We start from the raw sequence: 20,689 nt of genomic DNA on the forward strand, positions 1-20,689 counted from the left end.
GTGGACCCGGTCACGGCCTCGCAGCCGTGGCCTCGGCGCGCACGAGGATCGCCACCGGATTCTCGGCGCGCAGCTCGCCGAGGTCGGCGACATCGCGGTACACCTTGCCCGACAACACATCGCGCCAGGTGCCGGAGGGTAGATCGAGAAAGGTTACCGTCGCGTCGTCGACGAGACTGTGGGTGAACCGCGCCGATACGACGATCACGTCGGCGACGTCGCCGACGCCTCGGCCGAACGCGATGACGTGGTCCGCGCCGGGGCCGTCGGCATACAGCGGCAGATAGCTGCTGCCCGGGCGGAACGCCGTGGGGTGCGTTGTTCGTACCGAAAGCGCCGCGCGCACCAGCCTCGCCTTGGGGTGATCCAGCGAGCGGTCGTAGTCGACCGGGCGTCGGTTGTCGGGGTCGACGAGCGAGTCATCCCACCACTGCGTGCCCTGATAGATGTCTGGCACGCCCGGGCACAGGAGTGCAATCGCTTTGCGCGCCAACGCCTCCTGTCCCCATGCGGAGGCGATGCGTGAGACGAAACGTGAGATCGACTCGGCGGCAGCGCCATTCGTGATCTCGTCGATCCAGGCGTCGATCTGGCTCTCGAATTTCTCGTTGACGTCGGTCCACGACGTGTGGAGCTCGGCCTCCCGCGTCGCCTTGCGTGCGTACTCGTAGAGGCGCCCGCGAAGCTCGTCGTCGACCGCACCGCTGCCGGGCGGGTCGCCGATCGGCCAGACACCAACGATGTTCTGCAACAAGAAGTATCCGGTGAGGTCGTCGGGGGGTGGCCAGTTCGACCACAACTCGTCGACGAGTAACGACCACCGCTCGGGCACCTGGGCGAGCAGTGCGATCCGGGCGCGCACGTCCTCGCTGCGCTTGGTGTCATGGGTGCTCGTTGCCGTCATCGCACGAGGCCACTGCGCAGCTCGTAACCGGTTGTGGATGTGGAAGTTCTGCAGACTCATGGTGGGGTCGGCGGGGTCGGCGCCCACTTCGAGCGTCGAGACGAGTCGTGCTGTCCGATAGAAGAGGCTGTCCTCGATGCTCTTCGCGGTCACCGCCCCGCCGGTCTGTGCCAGCCGCGAACTGGCGGCTCCCTCGTGTGCAGTTGCACTGATGACGACGTCGATCGCCGCCACGAGATCTGGTCTGCGCTCGGCTATGTCGAGGGCAGTGGTGATCAGCAGCTGGCGCAGCGACGGGTAGTCGGCGCGATACACGGGCAAAGCGGCGATGAGTTCGGCGGTCGCCTCGGAAACAGCGGCGGTGTCGGCGGCGGGATCCGAGTGGGTGATCGCGCGAACGAGTCGCCGGTGCTCGCTGGCGAACTTGTCGTGCAGCGTCTGCAGCTTGCGTTGGCGTTCTTGCTCTCCGAGCCAGTGCGAATCACCCGGCACGCCGGTGACGCGCAGATGGATCTCGTCGAGTTCGACGACGCCCGACGGTGCCGTGAACACCGCGTCGATGACCCGCATCTGGTCGTATCCGGTGGTTCCGTCGACCGGCAGGCTGGGTTCGAGTTGCTCGTCGGCCGCGAGGATCTTTTCGATGTAGAGCAGCGAGTCGGAGCCGATGTCACTGCGTAACCTGTCAAGGTAGGCCATCGGTTGCCAGAGTCCGTCCGGATGATCCACCCGTACCCCGTCAATGAGCTCGGCGTCGACGAGTTCGTCGATCCAGGTTTGCGTCGCGCGGTAGACCTGATCGTCCTCCTGTCGAAGCCCTGCGAGCTCGTTGACCGTGAAGAAGCGGCGGTAGCCGATCAGTCCGCTGTCCCATGGAACCAGTCGATAGTGTTGTCGCGCATGGACATCGCTCGCGCTCCCACCGAGTGTTCCCGGGGCGGTGGGGAACTCGTGGTCGTAGTAGCGCAGCACACCGTGGGTGTCGACGCTCAACGGCGACAGGTCGCCGTCGGAGGCTACGACCGGAATCGCAATCTTTCCGTCGCAGCCGTTCTCCGACGAGAAGTCGACGTCGAAATAGCTCGCGTACCGTGAGCCGGGGCCGTGCCGCAGCAGGTCGGCGAACCACGGATTGCGCAGAACCTCGGCAACTCCCGTGTGGTTGGGCACGATGTCGATGATGAGTCCCAGACCTCGCGCAGCCGACGCGCTTCGCAGTGCGCGGAGGCCGTCGAGGCCACCGAGGGCCGGTGCCACCTGCGGAGGTGGCACCCAGTCATAGCCGTGCGTCGAGCCGGGCATGGCGGTACCGATCGGCGACAGATAGATATGGCTGATCCCCAGTTCCACCAGGTGGTCGAGGATGCCGATTGTGGCCTCGAAGTCGAAATCCGGTGTCAGTTGTACCCGGTAGGTGGCGATCAGGTGGCGGCGATCGCTCGTACTCATGTCAGCGTGCGCAGGACGAGGAGTGAACGGGCGCCGATCGTGACGGTGCTTCCGCACGGCGCCGAATCGATGGCGGAGTCACCCTGCGGGTGCGTGGTGTCGAGTACACCCTCCCACTCGTGGCCGAGACGCTCGGACGCCAGAGTGAACTCGATGTCCTCGTAGTGCGCGTTGAAGCAGATCATGAAGCTGTCATCGGAGATGAGTTCGCCTCGCTCGTTCTTCTCCGCGATGCCGTTGCCGTTGAGGAAGACCGCGAGGCTCTTGCCGAACCCGCTGTCCCAGTCGGCTGTCGTCATCGCCTCGCCGGACGGGGTCAGCCACACGATGTCGAGCATGTCCTGTCCCCAGCGGATCGGCTTCCCCGCGAAGAATCGTCGACGGCGGAACACCGGATGCTTGGTCCGTAGGTCGATGGCCTTGCGGGTGAATTCGAGAAGGTCCGAATTCTTCTCCGCCAGGGACCAATCCATCCACGAGAGTGGCGAGTCCTGACAGTAGACGTTGTTGTTGCCCTGCTGGGTGCGGCCGATCTCGTCGCCATGGGCCAGCATTGGAGTGCCCTGGGACAGGAACATGGTGGCAAGGATGTTGCGCTGCTGGCGCGCGCGCAGTTCGTTGACCTCGGGATCGTCGGTGGGGCCCTCGACACCGCAGTTCCACGACCGGTTGTGGCTTTCGCCGTCGCGGTTGTCCTCGCCGTTGGCCATGTTGTGTTTCTCGTTGTAGGACACGAGGTCTCGTAATGTGAAGCCGTCGTGGGCGATGACGAAGTTGATACTCGCCGATGGCCGTCGGCCGGTTGATTCGTAAAGGTCCGACGACCCGGTGAGACGAGACGCGAACTCGCCCAACGTCGCGGGCTCGCCACGCCAGTAGTCGCGCACGGTGTCGCGGTACTTGCCGTTCCACTCCGTCCACAGCGGCGGGAAGTTGCCCACCTGATAGCCGCCCTCGCCGATGTCCCACGGCTCGGCGATGAGCTTGACCTGACTGACCACCGGATCCTGTTGCACCAGATCGAAGAAGGCGGAGAGGCGGTCGACGTCGTGTAGCTCGCGTGCGAGCGTCGACGCGAGATCGAACCGGAAACCGTCGACGTGCATCTCGAGCACCCAGTAGCGCAGCGAATCCATGATCAGCTGAAGCGTGTGTGGGTGGCGTCCGTTGAGGCTGTTGCCGGTTCCCGTGTAGTCCATGTACATCTCCGGCTGACCGTCGACGAGGCGGTAGTAGGCGCCGTTGTCGATGCCGCGGAAACAGATGGTCGGCCCGAGGTGATTGCCTTCGGCGGTGTGGTTGTAGACCACGTCGAGGATGACCTCGATTCCCGCGTTGTGGAACTCGCGCACCATCGCCTTGAACTCGGTCACGGCAGCGGCCGGTTGATCCGGATTGGACGCGTACTCGAGATGTGGCGCGAAGAAGCCGAAGGTGTTGTAACCCCAGTAGTTGCGTAAACCCTTGTCGCGCAGCACAAAATCCTGCATGAACTGGTGCACCGGCATGAGCTCGATCGCCGTTATTCCCAGTGACTTCAGATGGTCGATGATCACCGGATGGGCGAGACCCGCGTAGGTGCCGCGTAGCTGCTCGGGGATGTCGGGGTGGGTTGCGGTCATGCCCTTGACATGGGCTTCGTAGATGACCGTCTGGTGGTAGGGGCGTCGCGGAGAGCGATCGTGCTGCCAGTCGAAGTACGGGTTGATGACCACGGAGAGCATCGTGTGGCCGAGCGAATCGAGCTGCGGCATCGACGGTGACTGAGCCGCCGAGTCGTCGTCGACGGGCTCGAACGTCTCGGTGTCGGCATCCTCGACGACGGGGGCTGCCTCGACGTCGGCATCTGATCCCTGCGGACCGGGTTCGGTGGCCGACGACGTGTCGTCGCCGGCCTGCGTGTCATCGGTTGTCGTCTCGGGCTCAGGAGCGGCCGCAATCGTGGCCGAGGATGTCTCATAGTCGTCGGTCGATGGATCGCCGGTCGCACGCAACGACTGCTCGGCCGCGACAACAGGGGGAGCATCGATGGGGGACTCATCGCCCGAGGATGCGTTGCCCGCGGGTGCGTCGGGCTCCTCGGAGTCCTCGGGTTCCGGGGCGGCCATCGCGTACGAGAACAGCGACTCGTCGCCGTCGAAATCCCCGTGGAACGCCTTGCCGTAGGGGTCGAGGAGCAGCTTGGACGGATCACATCGCAGCCCGTTGACGGGATCGTACGGGCCGTGGATGCGGTATCCGTAGAACTGTCCCGGGCCGATATTGGGGAGGTAGCAGTGCCAGCAGTAGCCGTCGACCTCATCGAGACGGATGCGACGCTCGTGCCCGTCTCTGTCGATCAGGCACAGATCGACGGCCTCGGCCACTTCGGAGAAGAGCGAGAAGTTCGTTCCCACACCGTCGTACGTAGCGCCGAGCGGGTACGGGGTTCCCGGCCAGACCGGGATGGCCTCGGGTTCGGGAACGACGAGAGCATCGGCCTGCTCCTCGGTGTCGGGGAGCAACCACGGGGTCGCGTCTGACGGTGGCGTGGGCGGCGTCGCCGTTGTCGAGTCGGCGGTCTTTCCCTCACTGCGTGCGTCAACGCCCGGCGCTGGCTCGTGTTGTGGTGTGTCGGCAGTGGCAGTGGTATCGCGAGTGGCGGCGTCGTTGCGGGCATCGCCGCTCGGCGGAACCGTCATGCCCGCCTTTTCGGAGTCATGTGTTGACCCTAGCGGCGATGACGGCCGTCTTCATCTCGGAGTCACGCTCGGCACACGAAGATCATTGTGAGATCTGTCGGTGCCTGTACGACCACGGTGCGCGTTGATCAGGGGTGCGACGGTCCGGTCCAGGGCAGGGCCTGCTCGATCTGCCGGCCTACTTCGTCGGTCAGACTCCGCACGTATGTCGCGCTCAGGTGATGCCAATCCTTGTAGACGATGATGTTGCCGACCACTGCCGGACATTCCGACGGGGTGCAGATGCCATTCGAGACGTCGAGCGGGTGGAAGAGTGGTTTGCCCTGTGCAAACGGCAGCGCAGGATCGGTCGGGGACAGAACCCGCGCGCGATCGGAGCCGCATTCGGATGCGGTTCCGCCGTTGGACAGGCACGTCGGGGTGTCGAGGGCCCCTGTGGGGCCCATCGGCCACGGGGTGTCGCGCATACCGAGAACCGGGATGCCCGCATCCATGAACTGGCCGAAGATCGGCTTGTAGTCGTCGGGCATCCAGTCCCCGGGCTGATAATCGCGCGGGCGGGTCGAATTGGTGAACACGGCGTCGGGTTTGTCGGCGATCACCTTCGCCATCACGCGTTGTACCCAGTCATGACACTGCGGATACGGAACACCCCGCTGCTTGGGCACCAGTTCTGTCGACAACGGGCAGCCCATCTTCAGGTATGTCGTCACCTTGAAGTGATTGCGCTTGCCCAATTCGTCGAGCGCGGTGATCCAGAACTCGGCATGCGAGCCTCCAGCAAGTGCAATCGTGCGCGTGGCGTTCCGGTCGCCATAGACACCCACGTGGATCTCCGGGTCCTCGAACGAACTCATGAAGCCCTGGGTCGAGGTCTCGGGGAAGTCGCCGAGCACGGCCAGGGGAGTCGGTTGCGGATCGAGCGCGGGGACCGGCCAGCCATTCAGCAGAGCCCGCGCGCCCGGGTAGGAGTGCGGGTCGAGATTCGCGGTGTTGACCACCGTGTTCGCGACATGACGATCCCACAGGTTCACGCCGACGGCGACCACGATCGACGCGACGACCAGCACCGTCGTCGCGACCGAGGTGTAGCTGAGCCAGCGGCGGCGACCCTGCCGATCTCCGCGCGCGAGTTTCGAACGATCGCCGCCTCGGAGCGGGTCCTCGACGTAGCGCTTGGTGAGCCACGCCAGCGCGATCGACACCGCCAGCAGTCCGACGCCCTCCACGACGTTGGCGTGGTCTTTGCCGCGCCAGGTCAGATAGAAGATCAGCAGCGGCCAGTGCCAGAGATAGAGCGAGTAGGCGATGGTGCCGAGCCACACCGGTACCCGGCTGGCGAGTGCGCGGTTGACCGCAGGCTGTGATTGGTCGATCGCATTGTGCCGTGCGCGTGGACGCTCGAGCGCGGTGGCGCCGGCCCAGATGATGACAAGCGTCGAACCCACCGGTACCAGAGCCCACGGACCCGGATACGAGTCGACGCCGTCGATCCACCAGCCACAGGTGATGATCAGGACGAGCGCCGCGAGCGCCGCGACGTTGCGCAACCAGTGCGGGACGCGCCAGCGAGGCAGCCAGATGGCGAGTAGGCCACCGGCCAGGGGCTCCCACAATCGCGAGAGCGTGTCGTAATAGTTCCACTGCTGGTTGACGCCCATGCGCATGTGCGCCCAGTAGAACGACACCGCGGCGACCGCCAGGAGGCAGAGGCCGACGAGAAGGCGAATGGTCGCCGGTCGCGCGATCGGCCGGATGATCGTCGAGAGCAGTTTGATGGTGCCCGCAGCGATGACCGCAGCGAACAGCAGGCCGACGAAGAACTGGCCCTGCACCGACATCGACCAGATGTGCTGCAGCGGACTATTCGCCGAACTCGCCGCGAGGTAGTCCTGCGAATTCAGCGCGAGATACCAGTTCTGGTAGTACAGCGCGGACGCGCGCAACTCGCGTCCGATATTGAGCCAGCGGGTCTGCGGAAGTACGACGACGGTCAGGATCGCGACTGCGATGAGCACGGTGAACAGCGCCGGAAGCAGTCGTCGGAGCAGTCGCTTGAGACGCGGCCACGGATTGAGCGCCTCGATGAACGTGACGTGCGTGGCCTGACTGTTGATCGCGTGCCGCACCAGCGAGCCGATGAAAAAGTAGCCTGACAGGGCCAGGAACACGTCGACGCCGCCGGAGACCCTGCCGAACCAGATGTGGAAGCAGGCCACCAGCATGATCGCGATCCCGCGCAGGCCGTCGAGATCGGTGCGATACGCGGGAAGGGGTGGGACGGGCTCGTGCCGAGCAGAGATCGTCACCGCTTGGGTTGGGGCTGCCACGTCGGTCGTGCGTGCTTCCGTGTCGGGGGCTGGGGTGAGCCGGCGGTGACCGATCCACGCGCGCACGGTGGACGGCGGAAGCCGTACTCCGCGTAGGAGGCTACCCGCCCGCCCAGAGAAAAACCCATTCCAGCGGGTCGACACACGGGGTGCGCAGGTGTCCTCAGTGATCCGGTGTCCGTGCCCGCTGCCGGGCGCCGTCGACGAGCACGCCGAGCGCATCGTCGAATTCCGCGGCGAAGTCGCGACCGGAGGGGCCGGTGACTCCGAGTCGTTCCATCTGCGCTCGGGTCTGCTCTTCGATCGTCAGCCCGATGATGAGCTGGCAGATCGCCGTTGCGACGCCCTGGGCATCGCGCGACGTGAGTCCTGCCGAGGACGCGACGTCGGTGAGGTCGTCGGCGACGGCGCGAGTGGCCAACCCGCTGGCCCAGGCGGAGGAAACCACCTCTGCACTGTCGGGGACGGCGAGCAGCGCTGCGCGCATGCCCACGGCGATGTCGGCGAGCCTTGCGTCCCACGGCCGATCGGGATCCGAGGCGTCGATGTCGCCGAGGATGTCATCGGCCAACGCAGCGAGCAGCGACTGCTTGTTGGGGAAATGCCAGTACAACGCATTGGGGCGTACCCCGACCTCGCTCGCAAGTCTGCGCATGGAGAGGTCGGCGAGGCTGTGATCGGTCAGGATGCCGCGCGCGGCGCGCAGGATGTCGGCGCGGTTGTTGCTCACCGCGACAGGGTATCGGGGTCCCTCGAACTGTCACGCACCTGTACAGTGTTCAGGAACCTGGACAGTGTCCAGGGCCATACGACACCGGTGAGGAGGATCGCGCCACATGGATACCGCCGACATCAGCCGCGTCGACGCGATGCACATCTGGCACCCGTACGGCGCTCTCCCGTCGTCGACGCACGCACGCGTCGTGCGTGGGGCCGAGGGGGTGCGGTTGACCCTCGCCGACGGCAGTGAGGTCGTCGACGGGATGAGTTCGTGGTGGGCGGCCATCCACGGTTACCGCCACCCGGTGCTCGACGCGGCGGCACGTGACCAGCTCGCGTCGATGAGCCACGTGATGTTCGGCGGGCTGACCCACGAGCCGGCTGCCAGGCTCGCGCAGTTGCTCGTCGAGATCACACCAGCCCCGCTGCAGAAGGTGTTCTTCTGCGATTCGGGCTCGGTCTCGGTGGAGGTCGCGGTGAAGATGGCACTGCAGTTCTGGCGCAGTCGCGGTCGCCCTGAGCGCACGCGCCTTGCGACCTGGCGCGGCGGATATCACGGCGACACCTTCACCCCGATGAGCGTCTGCGATCCCGAGGGCGGCATGCACGCGATGTGGCGCGGAGTCCTCGCCGACCAGGTTTTCATGCCCGCCCCACCCGCCGAGTTCGATCCCGACTACGTCGACGAGATGCAGGCTGCGATCCTCGCACATCGCGACGAGTTGGCCGCGGTCATCGTCGAACCGGTGGTTCAGGGTGCGGGCGGTATGCGCTTTCACGACCCGGCGTACCTCGGGGAGCTGCGCCGGATCTGCGACGAGTGTGACGTCCTGCTGATCCTCGACGAGATCGCGACCGGATTCGGGCGTACCGGCGAGGTGTTCGCTGCCGACCACGCGCGCGTCTCGCCCGACATCATGTGTGTCGGGAAGGCGTTGACCGGTGGGTATCTCACACTCGCGGCAACCCTGTGCACTGAGGCGATCGCTGAGACCATCAGCGCGGGCGAAGCAGGCGGGCTGGCGCACGGTCCCACATTCATGGCCAATCCGCTCGCGTGTGCGATCGCGGTGGCATCGACCGAACTGTTGCTCGACGGCCCGTGGCGACGCCGCGTCTCAGACATCTCCGCGATGCTGTCCCGGAACCTCGCCCCGCTGGCCGACGTTCCCGGCGTCCGTGATGTGCGGACCTGTGGCGCGATCGGCGTCGTCGAACTCGACAACGAGGTCGACGTCGGCGCGGCGACCGATGCGGCGGTAGCAGCCGGGGTCTGGCTGCGGCCCTTCCGGAACCTGATCTACACGATGCCCCCGTTCGTGTGCACCGATGCCGACGTGGCGGCCATCTGCACCGGGATCACCGCGGCGACCATGGCCTCATGTGCGCAGCTGACCGGCGTCGGAGGTGCCCGATGACCCCGGAGATGGGCGTCCGGTACACGGAATCGCTCGGCGACGTCGCCGTGCAGCGCGACCGTCGGCCGGGGGGCGCGCTCGACGGAGCCCTCGGGGACGAATCGGCACTGGACTGGCTCGACGCCGCCGCCGCGGCGCGCACGTCGGCCGGGCTGCATCGTGTCCCGTTCGTCCGCGAGGCCGACGTGCCCATGCTCAACCTCGCGTCCAACGATTACCTCGGGCTGTCCACACACCCGGCGGTGCTCGCGGGTGCCCATGCCGCGCTCGACGTCTTCGGCGCGGGGTCGGGCGCCTCACGTCTCGTCGCGGGCACCACGCGGTTGCACACCGACTTCGAGGACGACATCGCCGACTTCATGGGTTTCGATGCGGCACTGTGCTTTTCGTCCGGCTATCTGGCGAATGTCGGTACCGTCACCGCACTTGCGGGCCGCGGCGATCTCATCGTGTCCGACACCGGAACCCACGCCTCGCTGATCGACGGGTGCCGGCTGTCGCGAGCGCGAGTGGTGGTGGTCGACCGCGGCGACGTCGACGCCGTCGCAGCAGCACTTCGCGATCGTCCCGAAGCGCGTGCCCTCGTGGTCACCGATTCGGTCTACTCGGTCGACGGAGAACCCGCACCCATCGCGGGTCTCTATCGCGCCGCTCGCGAGCATTCGGCAGCGTTGCTCGTCGATGAAGCGCACGCACTCGGTGTGCGTGGCCCCGGCGGCCGCGGGCTGGTGGCCGAGGTCGGGTTGTCGGGTGCTCCTGATCTCGTTGTCACGAGCGTGTGCTCCAAGTCGCTGGGGTCGCAGGGCGGGGTGGTGCTCGCCACGCACGCCGTCCGTGAGCATCTCGTCGACGTCGCGCGCACCTTCATCTTCGACACCGGGCTGAACCCGGCAGCGGTGGGCGCGGCGCACGCGGCACTTGCTGTGTTGCGTGCCCACCCGGAATTGCCGGACCGGCTGCGCCACAACGCCGCCCGGATGGCTCACAGCCTTGGTGCGCCGGCGCCCTCCGCCGCGGTGATCTCACGCATCGTCGGCGAGCCGCAACCCGCTGTCGACGCCGCCGCGCGGTGTCGGGACAGGGGAGTACTGGTCGGGTGCTTCCGGCCACCGTCCGTCCCGCCGGGCACCTCGCGACTGCGACTGACCGTTCGCGCTGATCTCGATGACGCGACCCTGGACCGGGCCGCGAACGTCGTCGGTGAGGCGCTCGAGTCCGGTGGGGGTGCACGATGAACCAGCACGGTCGGGTTCTGTTCGTCACCGGGACGTCGACCGACGTCGGAAAGACGATAGTGACCTCCGCGCTCGCCGCAGCAGCCGATGAGGCTGGGCTGGGCGTCGGAGTGTGCAAACCAGCACAGACCGGTGTCGGGGCCGGCGAGCCGGGCGATCTCGCGATCGTTGCCCATCTCGCGGGTGTCACCGACATCGTCGAGTGCGCGCGGTACCCCGAACCCCTGGCACCGGAGACGGCTGCGCACCGTGCTGGGCTCCCCGTGCTCGATCTCACGACTGTCGTCGAGGCCGTCGCAGCGCTCACCTCGATGCACGAGCTGACCATCGTCGAGGGTGCGGGCGGAGTGATGGTGCGGCTCGGTGATGACCTGACCGCACTCGACGTGGCCTCCGCGGTCGGGGCGGACGCGCTCGTCGTGGTCGCGCCGGGGCTCGGTGCGCTCAATCACGCCGAGCTGACCGTCGACGCCCTGCGCGCCAGCGGAATTCGTCCCGCTGGTCTGGTCATCGGCTCATGGCCGCCCGACCCCGACCTCGCCACGCGATGCAACCGCACCGACCTGCCCAGGCTCACAGGCGTGCCGGTTGTCGGCGTTGTTCCCGAAGGGGCAGGGCTTCTCGCACCCGATCGGTTTCGTGGCGCAGCGTCCACCTGGTTCGATCGCGACTTCCTCGCGACTCTTCACGCCCGTCCCCTGGCTGGGGACCTCACCGCCGATCAGCCCATCGAAGGAGTTCACGCATGACACAGGCCCCCGTAGACACGACGACCGACTCGAGCGCCGCGCAGACGACGCCCGACGGCTCGACCGACATCCTCGACGTCGCGCGCGCGCAGGTTCTCGACCGCGGTGAGCCGCTCGACCGCGACCAGGTTCTCGAGGTGCTCCGGCTGCCCGACGAGCGGCTCACCGAACTTCTACAGATCGCCCACGACGTCCGGATGCGCTGGTGCGGGCCGGAGGTCGAGGTGGAGGGCATCATCTCGCTCAAGACCGGCGGCTGCCCGGAGGATTGTCACTTCTGCTCGCAGTCGGGGTTGTTCGCCTCGCCGGTCCGCAGCGCGTGGATCGACATCCCGTCGTTGGTGGAGGCCGCCAAGCAGACGGCGAAGACCGGTGCCACCGAGTTCTGCATCGTGGCGGCCGTCCGCGGACCCGACAAGCGGTTGCTTTCACAGGTCGCCGCAGGGATCGAGGCGATCCGCAACGAGGTCGACATCCAGATCGCCTGCAGCCTGGGCATGCTGACGCAGGAGCAGGTGGATCAGTTGCGGGACATGGGTGTTCACCGCTACAACCACAATCTCGAGACCGCACGCAGTCACTTCCCGAACGTGGTCACCACGCACACCTGGGAGGAGCGCTGGGACACGCTGCGCATGGTGCGTGACGCGGGTATGGAGGTGTGTTGCGGCGGGATCCTCGGCATGGGGGAGAGCCTGGAACAGCGCGCCGAGTTCGCTGCCGATCTGGCGGCACTCGAACCCGACGAGGTGCCACTCAACTTCCTCAACCCCCGACCGGGAACGCCCTTCGGTGACCTCGACGTGCTGCCCGCGTCCGAGGCGCTCAAGGCCGTGGCTGCGTTCCGTCTCGCACTGCCACGGACAATTCTGCGATTCGCGGGCGGCCGGGAGATCACGCTGGGAGACCTCGGCGCCAAGCAGGGCATCCTCGGTGGCATCAACGCGGTCATCGTCGGCAACTACCTGACCACGCTCGGCAGACCCGCCGAGGACGATCTCGATCTTCTCGACGATCTGTCGATGCCCATCAAGGCACTCAACGACAGCATCTGAGTTCGAGCGTGCGAGCAGACGGTGGATCGGCCCGTGCATACTCGACTGTGATGACCCGTGAATGTCCGACGACCCGCGGGTTTCCGATGAGCCAAGTGTGGAGAGGACGCCGATGACCCCGACGCCGACCGTCGACGCCTGCGGAAGAAGCGCCGTCGACATCCCCGGCCCACTCGATCAACCGTGCCGGTTCGGCGTCTACACCGGCATCGCACTGGATCTGCAGTCCCCCGACGCCGTGCCGCAGGCAGCACGACTCGGTCTCGAACCGCCGAGGTTCTGCGGTCAGTGCGGGAGGCGGATGGTCGTGCAGGTGCGCCCGGACGGATGGGACGCCCGATGCTCACGCCACGGCGTCGTCGACTCGTCGGAACTGGGTCGACGATGATGTCGCAGCGATATGCGGGCGTCTCGGGAGAACCCGGTTTTCGTATGCAGGTACGGCGGCAGCATTCTCCTGCGCCGATTGCCGCCGTCGGCGTCGTCGTTGCGCTGCTGGGTGCGGTGTTCGGCGTGGCCTGGGCGGTGACGACGCCTGCGATGACCGGTACGGTGACGCCGGAGGGTGCTGCGGTGCCGTCGGAACAACTTGGCGAGGAATTCGCGGGTGTCGCGGTCTTCGCGTTCTGGATGCTCGCTTACGGGGCGGTCGCGGCCGTCCTCGCATGGTTCGCCGCCCGATACTGGCGAGGACTCATCGGGTATGGGGTGGCCTTCGTGTCGACGGCGGTCGGCACCGCGATCGCCGGTGTCGTCGGCACGTGGGTTGCGCACGTGCACTTCCCCGATCCACACGACGTCTCGGTGGGGCAGACATTTCGCGTCGTTCCCGATCTTCTGCTCGACGGCGCGACGCGCAACGGATTCTCGGCGCCGTGGATCCTCGTCATTTGCGCGCCGTTGACGGTGAGCCTCGTCTATCTGGTGTGTGCTCTTGCGACCAGCGACGCCGACCTGGGCGTCGGCGATGGCGTCGACGAGGTCGTCGCCCCGTCGGTCACGGCGGGGGTTTGAGCGTCGCGAACTCGTCGGTCACGCGCAGTTCATTGTCGGCAAAGGCATACAGGGCCGGGGGGCGCCCGCCCGACCGTCCGGTCTTTCCGACGGTTCCGGTGGCGACGACAACTCCACGTCGACTGAGGATGCGCAGCAAATTGGTGGTGTCGACCGGATAACCCAGTGCGGCGCAATAGATCTCGGAGAGTTCCGACATCGGGAACCGCGACGGGGCCAGCGCGAAGGCGATGTTGGTGTACGAGAGCTTGCCTGCGAGCCGACGGCGTGCCGCGGCGATGATGTCGGCGTGGTCGTACGCGAGGGCACCGAGTGAGTCCACCGGTTGCCACAACGCGGCTTCGGGTAGTTGCGCCGGTGCATCCGTGGGGACGAGGCCGAGATACGTCGATGCGATAGTTCGACGACCGGGTACCCGGTGGGGCGACGAGAACACCGAGAGTTGCTCGAGGTGGGCGACCTTCCGGATGTCCATTGTCTCTGCGAGCTGGCGTCTGGCGGTCTCCGACAGGCTTTCGTCCTCATCGACCTCACCGCCGGGAAGAGCATGCGGCCCGTCGGCATGCTGCCGCCATAGCAACACGCACAGTTGCGGATCGACGTCGGGCGCCGGGCGGCGCACCTGGAAGACCGCGCTGAGGACCTCGACTGCCGCCGTTCCATCGGCATCCGAGCGTGGCCGGCCCGATTGCTGCGCGACGGCGACATCGGAACTGTCGGGAATCGGCGCGGGCATGCGGTCGATTCTAGGGCGCGCCCGGTGATCGGGCGTCCAGGCGCGCTCCGCGTGGGTCCGGAGAGCAGATGTCGGTGCGCTCAGAGCTCGTCGAGGCTGATCAAGCCGTCCTGGATCGCGCGCGCGACCAGCGACGCCTTGGTGCGCGCGGGGCGGCCGGCGTCGGCGTACTTCGTGCGGATGCGGGCCAGATGGGTGTTGACGGTGCCGACCGAGATCACCAAACGCGATGCCGCGACCGACTTGGAATCGGTGAGCAGCCAGGTACGCAAGACCTCGACCTCGCGGGTCGTCAGGGGTACGCGGGGGTGAACGGGCTCGTCGCCTGTCGGCGCGAGCTGCATGGTCGGGGTCGTCGAAGACGCCGCCACCGGGCGTAGTTGGGTGACGTCGGCCGTGCGTCGAGGGGTCGACGGCGGCGTCACGATGCGTCGTGCCGCGAGGCGTTCGAGAGCCTCCTGGCGGCGTCGGACCGCCTCGAGAGGCGTGGAGAACGATGATCTACGGGTGGGAATCGAGGGTGCGATAGCCATCGGGGCGGGTGGTGCGGCAGGGGTGTCTTCACCGGCGCGGGGGCCAATCGTGGAGGTCATCGAGGTTATCTCCTGTGATTCTCGTCGAGCAGTGGCGGTGTTGTCGCTGACCTCTTCGACGCTATTGCCGCAGGCGACCGTGCAAACGCGTAGTGCGCTACTCGAATCGGAGTACCGACGGTACCGACCGGGCGTGATGCTACGATCAAGGTGTTTTCGACCGACAGTCGAAAACCTGTCTCGGAGCACGAACCGCGTTCTCCGGTCGCAGGCTGAAGGAGTGAACCATGAGTATCACGAGCGACCGCCCGGTAGCAGTCCCCGAACCTGTCCTGACCAGTGCGGTGTGGACGGACGGTCCCGGTGGATTCACCGGCGTGGAACCGACCGCGGCGTGGGCAGAGGAGGTTCGTCGACTAGCGCGTGCGCGCAACGCAACCATACTCGCGCATAACTATGAATTACCCGCGATTCAGGATGTTGCAGACCACGTCGGCGACTCTCTCGCGTTGTCCCGTATCGCTGCGGAGGTCGACTCCGACGAGATCGTCTTCTGCGGTGTCCATTTCATGGCGGAGACCGCGAAGATCCTGAGCCCGGACAAGCGTGTACTCATCCCCGATGCGAGGGCCGGATGCTCGCTGGCAGATTCCATCACCGCTGACGACCTCCGCGCGTGGAAGGCGGACTATCCCGACGCGGTCGTCGTCTCCTACGTCAACACCACTGCGGAGGTGAAGGGTCTCACCGACATCTGTTGCACCTCGTCCAACGCTGTCGATGTTGTGGCGTCGATCGACCAGGAGCGCGACGTGCTGTTCCTTCCGGACCAGTTTCTCGGTGCGCACGTCAAGCGCGAGACGGGCCGCGACAACATCCACATCTGGGCGGGCGAATGCCACGTCCACGCGGGGATCAACGGCGACGAACTCACCGAACAGGCAAACGCCCATCCCGATGCCGACCTGTTCATCCACCCGGAGTGCGGTTGTGCCACGTCGGCGCTCTATCTGGCGGGCGAGGGAGCGGTTCCCGACGACCGTGTGAAGATCCTCTCGACCGGCGGAATGATCGATGCAGCGCGGCAGACCGGAGCCAAGCAGGTCCTCGTGGCGACGGAGATCGGCATGCTGCACCAGCTGCGCAAGGCTGCGCCGGGAATCGACTTCCAGGCGGTCAACGATCGCGCGTCGTGCCCCTACATGAAAATGATCACGCCCGCGGCATTGCTGCGCGCGCTCCGTGAGGGCCGCGATGAGGTGTTCGTCGCCGACGACGTCGCCGAGCGTGCACGTCAGAGTGTCGAGCGGATGATCGCGATCGGCAATCCCGGGTCGGGTGAGTGACTCGGTGAGCGCGTTCGTCGGCCAGCAGGAGGCGGCCGAGCAACTCGACCTCGTCGTCACCGACGAGGTGCGCATCCTGATCCGGACCGCGCTCGACGAGGATCTCCGCTACGGCCCCGACGTCACGAGCGCCGCAACGGTTGCGCCGAATGCCACGGTCGACGCCGCAATCGTCAGCCGCGCCGACGGCGTGATCGCGGGACTCCCTGCGGTGCTGGCAGTCCTCGACGAGGTGGTCGGCGTGGGAGCCTACGAGGTGACAGCATCGGTGGCCGACGGCACGCGGATTGCCCCTGGCGACGTCGTCCTCGCTCTGCGCGCGCCGACTGCAGCCTTGCTCACGGCCGAGCGAACAGCGCTCAATCTGGTGTGTCACCTGTCGGGGATCGCCACCGCGACAGCGCGCTGGGTCGACGCGGTGGCAGGAACCGACGCGAGGATTCGCGATTCACGCAAGACACTGCCCGGGATGCGGTATCTGCAGAAATACGCTGTGCGCGCAGGTGGCGGTGTGAACCACCGCATGGGACTCGGTGACGCCGCGTTGGTCAAGGACAACCACGTCGCGGCGGCAGGCTCCGTGAGCGCGGCACTGACAGCGGTACGTGCGGCCGCCCCCGACCTGCCGGTCGAGGTGGAAGTGGACTCGCTCGAACAGCTCGACGAAGTGCTGGCACTCGCACCCCAACTCGTGCTGCTCGACAACTTCGAGCTCTGGGCCACCCAGATGGCGGTATCCCGACGGAACAACCGATCGCCGCAGACCAAGCTCGAATCATCTGGCGGTCTCACGATCGACCAGGCCGCCGACTACGCCCGCACCGGCGTCGACTATCTGGCGGTTGGGGCACTGACGCATTCGGTGACCGCGCTCGATCTCGGTCTCGACATCCCGCTCTGAGCCGACACCCGCACAGCACTGTGGCTCACGGGTCGAAGCCTGTGGGCCACAGTGTGTTCAGCGCGTCGTGTTCGACGCCTGCTATTGAATTATGTTTTCGGCCAACGACTTCGGTCGGTACCGCGCCGTGGTCACGATGCCAGGATCACTCGGATCGTTCGTGACGACCGTGGCCGACGCCGGTGTCTCCGTGGACGGCGACGGTCGGCTCCGCCACATCGGTGCGCTCGACGAGATCGGCGAACTCCTCGTCGAGGTCGACCGACTGGATGCCTGCGGCTGCCGGAGCGGAGGCCTCGACGATCTCCTCGCGAGCGGCTGCGGCGCGCTGGTCGTCGAAGCTCTGCGTCTTGAGTGCGACCTCCTTGATGAAGAGGATCGCGACGAAGCTGATGGCGGCCATGATCCCCGCGATGAGGAAGATACGTGCCGTGCCGTCGCCGTAGGCGCCGCGAACGATGTCGGCGATGGGCTTGGGCAGGTCGTTCAGGTTCGACAATCCGGCTTCCGTACCGCCGGTCTGTGACGGGTTGATACCGAGGGCGTTCAGTCCCTTGGCGATCAGATCGGTCACGTGCGTTGCCAGAACTGCGCCGAGAACCGAGACGCCTGCAGCGCCGCCGAGCGACCGGAAGAAGGTGACCGTCGAGGTCGCCGATCCGAGATCGTCGGGGGAGACGTTGTTCTGAACCGCGAGCACGAGGTTCTGCATCGTCATACCCATGCCGAGGCCCAGGATGAACAGGAACGCTCCGATGACAACCATGTCGGTGTGGGCGTCGATCGTCGACAGCAGGCCGAAGCCTAGTGTCATCATCGCCGCACCGGCGACCAGGTACGCCTTCCACCGACCGAAGCGGGTGATCAGGGCGCCGGACACGGTGGCCGCGATCATCGAGCCCAGGATCATCGGCAGCATTAACAGTCCGGCCGCGGTCGGGGAGTGGCCGCGGGCGATCTGGAAGTACTGACCGAGGAACACTGCACCGCCGAAGAGTGCGACACCCACCGAGACGCTGGCGAGGGTGGCCAGGGCGATGGTGCGGTCGCGGAAGAGGCGCAGCGGGATGATCGGGTCCTTGGCCCGCGACTCGACGAACAGTGCGACTGCGATCAGGACCACGCCGAGAGCGACGAGGCCGAACGACATCCCCGAGGTCCAGCCGAAGCTGTCGCCTGCGAGGGTGACCCAGATGAGGATGGTGCTCACACCCGCGGCGATCAGGAAGGCGCCGAGGTAGTCGATGTGGACGTTCTTGCGGACTGTCGGGAGATTGAGTGTCCGCTGGATCACGAGCAGAGCAATGACAGCGAGTGGGACGCAGACGTAGAAGGTCCAGCGCCAGCCGAGCCAGCTGGTGTCGACGATGACGCCGCCGATCAGCGGTCCGGCGACGGTCGCGATCGACATCACCGCGGCGATCGGACCCTGGTAACGGCCACGCTCACGCGGGCTGAACATCGACGCGATCACGATCACGACCAGCGCCTGTAGGCCACCGAGGCCGAGACCCTGGATCACGCGGAAGCCGATCAGCATTCCGACCGACTGGGAGAGACCGGCCAGGATCGAACCGAGTGTGAACAGGGTGAGCGACGCCTGGACCAGAATCTTCTTGCTGATCAGGTCGGAGAGTTTGCCCCAGAGGGGAGTGGTCGCCGTGGACGCCAACAGTGTGGCGGTCACCACCCAGGTGTACTGACCCTGGGTTCCGTGCAGGTCCGTGATGATGACCGGCAGTGCGTTGGAAACGATCGTCGACGAGAGGAACGCGACGAACATTCCGAGGAGCAGGCCGATGAGTGCTTCGAGTTTCTGTCGATGCGTCATCGGTGCATCCGCTACGGGAGTGACCTCCCGCGTGGCGGACTGCGCCGAGTTCCGCGTTGCGGATCGCGACATGGGAGAACCTCCTGCAGTAGTGGCTGGTCCCGCGCGGTCCGCCGCACGGGAGAGAGTTCGGGATAGGGCTGAGATAGCCGACCGACTGGCTGGTACAGATTCGGCATCCACACCAGTTAGTTGAATACCGCAACTATAACCATCGATAGTTGTAACGCGCAACTATCTTGAGTATTCCCGGGCCTGCGTAGATCTTCGCTGTGACGCCGGTCGCTGTGGTGATCGGCGGCTGCGGTTGATCGGCGGCTGCGGTTGATCGGCGGATGTGGTGAGTGGCCACTGGCGCGAGGTGATGGGCGCGTGGGTGACCGCTAGTCCGGATCGGTGTCGAACTCCGCGTCGTCGACGAGCAGCCGATTGAGCAGCAGGGTCAGCGTTCGGATCTCGTCGGGATCCCACTCCGACAGCCGCGCACGCCAGTCGGCGACCGCGGCCGCCGTGACACGCTCGACGCGCTGGCGACCGGCGGGTGTCAGCGACACCTGACGTGCGCGCGCGTCGTGCGGGTCGGCACGTCGTTGCGCGAGCCCGAGCCGGACGATGGCGTCGATCTGTCTGCTCACCGTCGACTTCTCGAGACCGAGTTGTGAGACGAGCGTGGAGACGGGGAGCGGGCCATCGGCGTGGGCGAGCATCGCGATGAGGGGGTAGTTCGACGGGTCGAGGTGCGGGTCGATGGCGCGAGCGCGCGTGCGGAGTCGGATGCGACCCTGGCGCATGAGATCAGCGAAACCGTTTTCGAGAGCGCTGATCGGGTCGTCGGAGAGATCGGGGTCCAGCGGGCGATCGGTGTCCGCAGTCTTATCGGTGTTCACGGGGTGATCGGTGTTCACGGGGTGATCGGAGCGAGCGTCGCCCATCTGCGGCTGGTCCTGTTCCTCGTGGTTCGACGGATGATGCGGCACACAGTACCGCGCGTTCCTTCCCGGCTCCGGATTCGAAGCCCTCCGTTGGTACGCCTCGCCTTTCCAGCAACCCGCTCCTGGGCTGCCAGCACTTCCGCCCCGCCACCTGGTGTGGTGGCGGGGTGAGCAGTGCTGGTGATTCTCGCCCGCTCGGCCCGGTGGCGGTCAGGCTGCGAGTTGGGTCAGGCTGCGAGTGGGTCGGGGTCGTGGCCGTGGTCGGGGTGGCGGGGCGGGTGCCAGGTGATGTCGACGCGGTTGTCACGGTCGCGTGTGTCGCGGTCGTGGTGATCCGACGCAGTCATAGCGCCGAGCAGGGTATGTAGTCGATGGTCGATCACGCTGGTTGGCGGTGCGCCGTGTGTGTCGCGAGGGACGAGTCGGGTGACTGACGCCATCGTGTCGTCTGTCGCGTGGTCGGTGCTCGCGGTGCTCGCGGTGCTCGTGGTGGCGAGGTGGTCGCGGAAGTCGGTGGCGACGTCAGCGGCGCGGTTGATGTGTTCAGGATTGGGTGGCATGCCGGGAGCGGTGTTCAACCGCCAGGCGACGCGTCCGGTGTCGGGGCCGTCGGTGATGATGCGGGTCGTGTACTGGCCGGCCTTGGGTCCGACCCGGTTGTTGTGCACATCGCACGCCGGTACCAGTTGGTCGATGTCGGTGCGCCCACCCTGGGCCCAGTCCTTGGCGGCGTGGTGCATCGCCACCCGGCTGGCTGGTTGGGTACAACCGGGTGCCGAACACATCCGCCCACCCGCCGACGCGAACGACGCCAACCGTTGTCCCTGTGACGCCAACCGTTGAGCTTGTCAAGAT

Annotated in this window: 16 protein-coding genes and 1 pseudogene; 8 read left to right on the forward strand and 9 right to left on the reverse strand. The window is 66.4% G+C overall.

Annotated features, from left to right (window positions below; translation table 11 throughout):
- Nucleotides 1–10: 10 nt before the first annotated feature.
- From treY to GOACH_RS15235, 4 genes are all read right to left on the reverse strand, one after another.
- Complete coding sequence (gene treY / locus GOACH_RS15220) at nt 11–2,353, reverse strand: malto-oligosyltrehalose synthase (RefSeq protein ID WP_005176436.1); 2,343 nt, start codon at nt 2,351–2,353, stop codon at nt 11–13.
- A complete protein-coding gene (gene glgX / locus GOACH_RS15225) occupies nt 2,350–5,034 on the reverse strand; it encodes a glycogen debranching protein GlgX (RefSeq protein ID WP_005176437.1) in 2,685 nt (894 codons plus the stop codon). Before glgX ends, treY begins: the two co-directional genes overlap by 4 nt.
- Nucleotides 5,035–5,162: 128 nt before the next feature.
- Nucleotides 5,163–7,364: an acyltransferase family protein gene (locus tag GOACH_RS15230; RefSeq protein ID WP_052004031.1), complete on the reverse strand. Its 2,202-nt coding sequence runs from the start codon at nt 7,362–7,364 to the stop codon at nt 5,163–5,165.
- A gap of 163 nt (nt 7,365–7,527) precedes the next feature.
- Nucleotides 7,528–8,094, reverse strand: coding sequence for a TetR/AcrR family transcriptional regulator (locus tag GOACH_RS15235; protein ID WP_005176439.1), 567 nt, complete (start codon nt 8,092–8,094; stop codon nt 7,528–7,530).
- Between the two features lie 106 nt (nt 8,095–8,200).
- On the opposite strand from GOACH_RS15235, the gene GOACH_RS15240 reads away from it, so the two are divergent.
- The 6 genes from GOACH_RS15240 to GOACH_RS15265 all read left to right on the forward strand — a co-directional run bounded on the left by GOACH_RS15240 (nt 8,201) and on the right by GOACH_RS15265 (nt 13,555).
- Nucleotides 8,201–9,502 carry an adenosylmethionine--8-amino-7-oxononanoate transaminase gene (locus GOACH_RS15240; RefSeq protein WP_005176441.1) on the forward strand — a complete coding sequence of 434 codons (1,302 nt, stop codon included), beginning with the start codon at nt 8,201–8,203 and terminating at the stop codon, nt 9,500–9,502.
- Nucleotides 9,499–10,737 (forward strand): 8-amino-7-oxononanoate synthase, encoded by a 1,239-nt coding sequence (locus GOACH_RS15245; protein ID WP_005176442.1) that lies wholly within the window; start codon nt 9,499–9,501, stop codon nt 10,735–10,737. Before GOACH_RS15240 ends, GOACH_RS15245 begins: the two co-directional genes overlap by 4 nt.
- Entirely contained in the window at nt 10,734–11,486 is a 753-nt protein-coding gene (gene bioD, locus GOACH_RS15250) for a dethiobiotin synthase (RefSeq protein ID WP_005176444.1), read from the forward strand. The genes GOACH_RS15245 and bioD overlap by 4 nt, the downstream gene beginning before the upstream one ends.
- Nucleotides 11,483–12,541: a biotin synthase BioB gene (gene bioB, locus GOACH_RS15255; protein ID WP_005176446.1), complete on the forward strand. Its 1,059-nt coding sequence runs from the start codon at nt 11,483–11,485 to the stop codon at nt 12,539–12,541. Before bioD ends, bioB begins: the two co-directional genes overlap by 4 nt.
- Nucleotides 12,542–12,653: 112 nt before the next feature.
- Nucleotides 12,654–12,929: a biotin synthase auxiliary protein BsaP gene (gene bsaP, locus GOACH_RS15260; protein WP_052004021.1), complete on the forward strand. Its 276-nt coding sequence runs from the start codon at nt 12,654–12,656 to the stop codon at nt 12,927–12,929.
- A complete protein-coding gene (locus GOACH_RS15265; protein WP_157227757.1) occupies nt 12,929–13,555 on the forward strand; it encodes a DUF2567 domain-containing protein in 627 nt (208 codons plus the stop codon). Before bsaP ends, GOACH_RS15265 begins: the two co-directional genes overlap by 1 nt.
- Here GOACH_RS15265 and GOACH_RS15270 read toward each other — a convergent pair.
- Nucleotides 13,539–14,291 (reverse strand): NUDIX hydrolase, encoded by a 753-nt coding sequence (locus GOACH_RS15270; protein ID WP_005176454.1) that lies wholly within the window; start codon nt 14,289–14,291, stop codon nt 13,539–13,541. The genes GOACH_RS15265 and GOACH_RS15270 overlap by 17 nt on opposite strands.
- A gap of 80 nt (nt 14,292–14,371) precedes the next feature.
- Entirely contained in the window at nt 14,372–14,884 is a 513-nt protein-coding gene (locus GOACH_RS15275) for a helix-turn-helix transcriptional regulator (RefSeq protein WP_005176464.1), read from the reverse strand.
- Between the two features lie 227 nt (nt 14,885–15,111).
- On the opposite strand from GOACH_RS15275, the gene nadA reads away from it, so the two are divergent.
- On the forward strand, nt 15,112–16,170 hold the full coding sequence (gene nadA, locus GOACH_RS15280) for a quinolinate synthase NadA (protein ID WP_005176468.1): 1,059 nt from the start codon (nt 15,112–15,114) through the stop codon (nt 16,168–16,170).
- Nucleotides 16,171–16,174: 4 nt separating this feature from the next.
- Nucleotides 16,175–17,071 carry a carboxylating nicotinate-nucleotide diphosphorylase gene (nadC, locus tag GOACH_RS15285; RefSeq protein WP_085950621.1) on the forward strand — a complete coding sequence of 299 codons (897 nt, stop codon included), beginning with the start codon at nt 16,175–16,177 and terminating at the stop codon, nt 17,069–17,071.
- Between the two features lie 145 nt (nt 17,072–17,216).
- On the opposite strand, the gene GOACH_RS15290 is transcribed toward nadC, so the two are convergent.
- The 3 genes and pseudogenes from GOACH_RS15290 to GOACH_RS15300 form a co-directional block, all read right to left on the reverse strand.
- Nucleotides 17,217–18,902: an MDR family MFS transporter gene (locus GOACH_RS15290; RefSeq protein WP_005176481.1), complete on the reverse strand. Its 1,686-nt coding sequence runs from the start codon at nt 18,900–18,902 to the stop codon at nt 17,217–17,219.
- Nucleotides 18,903–19,285: 383 nt separating this feature from the next.
- Nucleotides 19,286–19,789, reverse strand: coding sequence for a MarR family winged helix-turn-helix transcriptional regulator (locus GOACH_RS15295; RefSeq protein WP_040518890.1), 504 nt, complete (start codon nt 19,787–19,789; stop codon nt 19,286–19,288).
- A 272-nt stretch (nt 19,790–20,061) separates the two neighbouring features.
- Nucleotides 20,062–20,667, reverse strand: a pseudogene (locus GOACH_RS15300) (HNH endonuclease signature motif containing protein); the annotation flags it as partial.
- Nucleotides 20,668–20,689: the final 22 nt, after the last annotated feature.

Origin of the sequence: Gordonia aichiensis NBRC 108223, from assembly GCF_000332975.1 — a bacterium.
In the GTDB taxonomy this organism is placed as follows: Bacteria; Actinomycetota; Actinomycetes; order Mycobacteriales; family Mycobacteriaceae; genus Gordonia; species Gordonia aichiensis.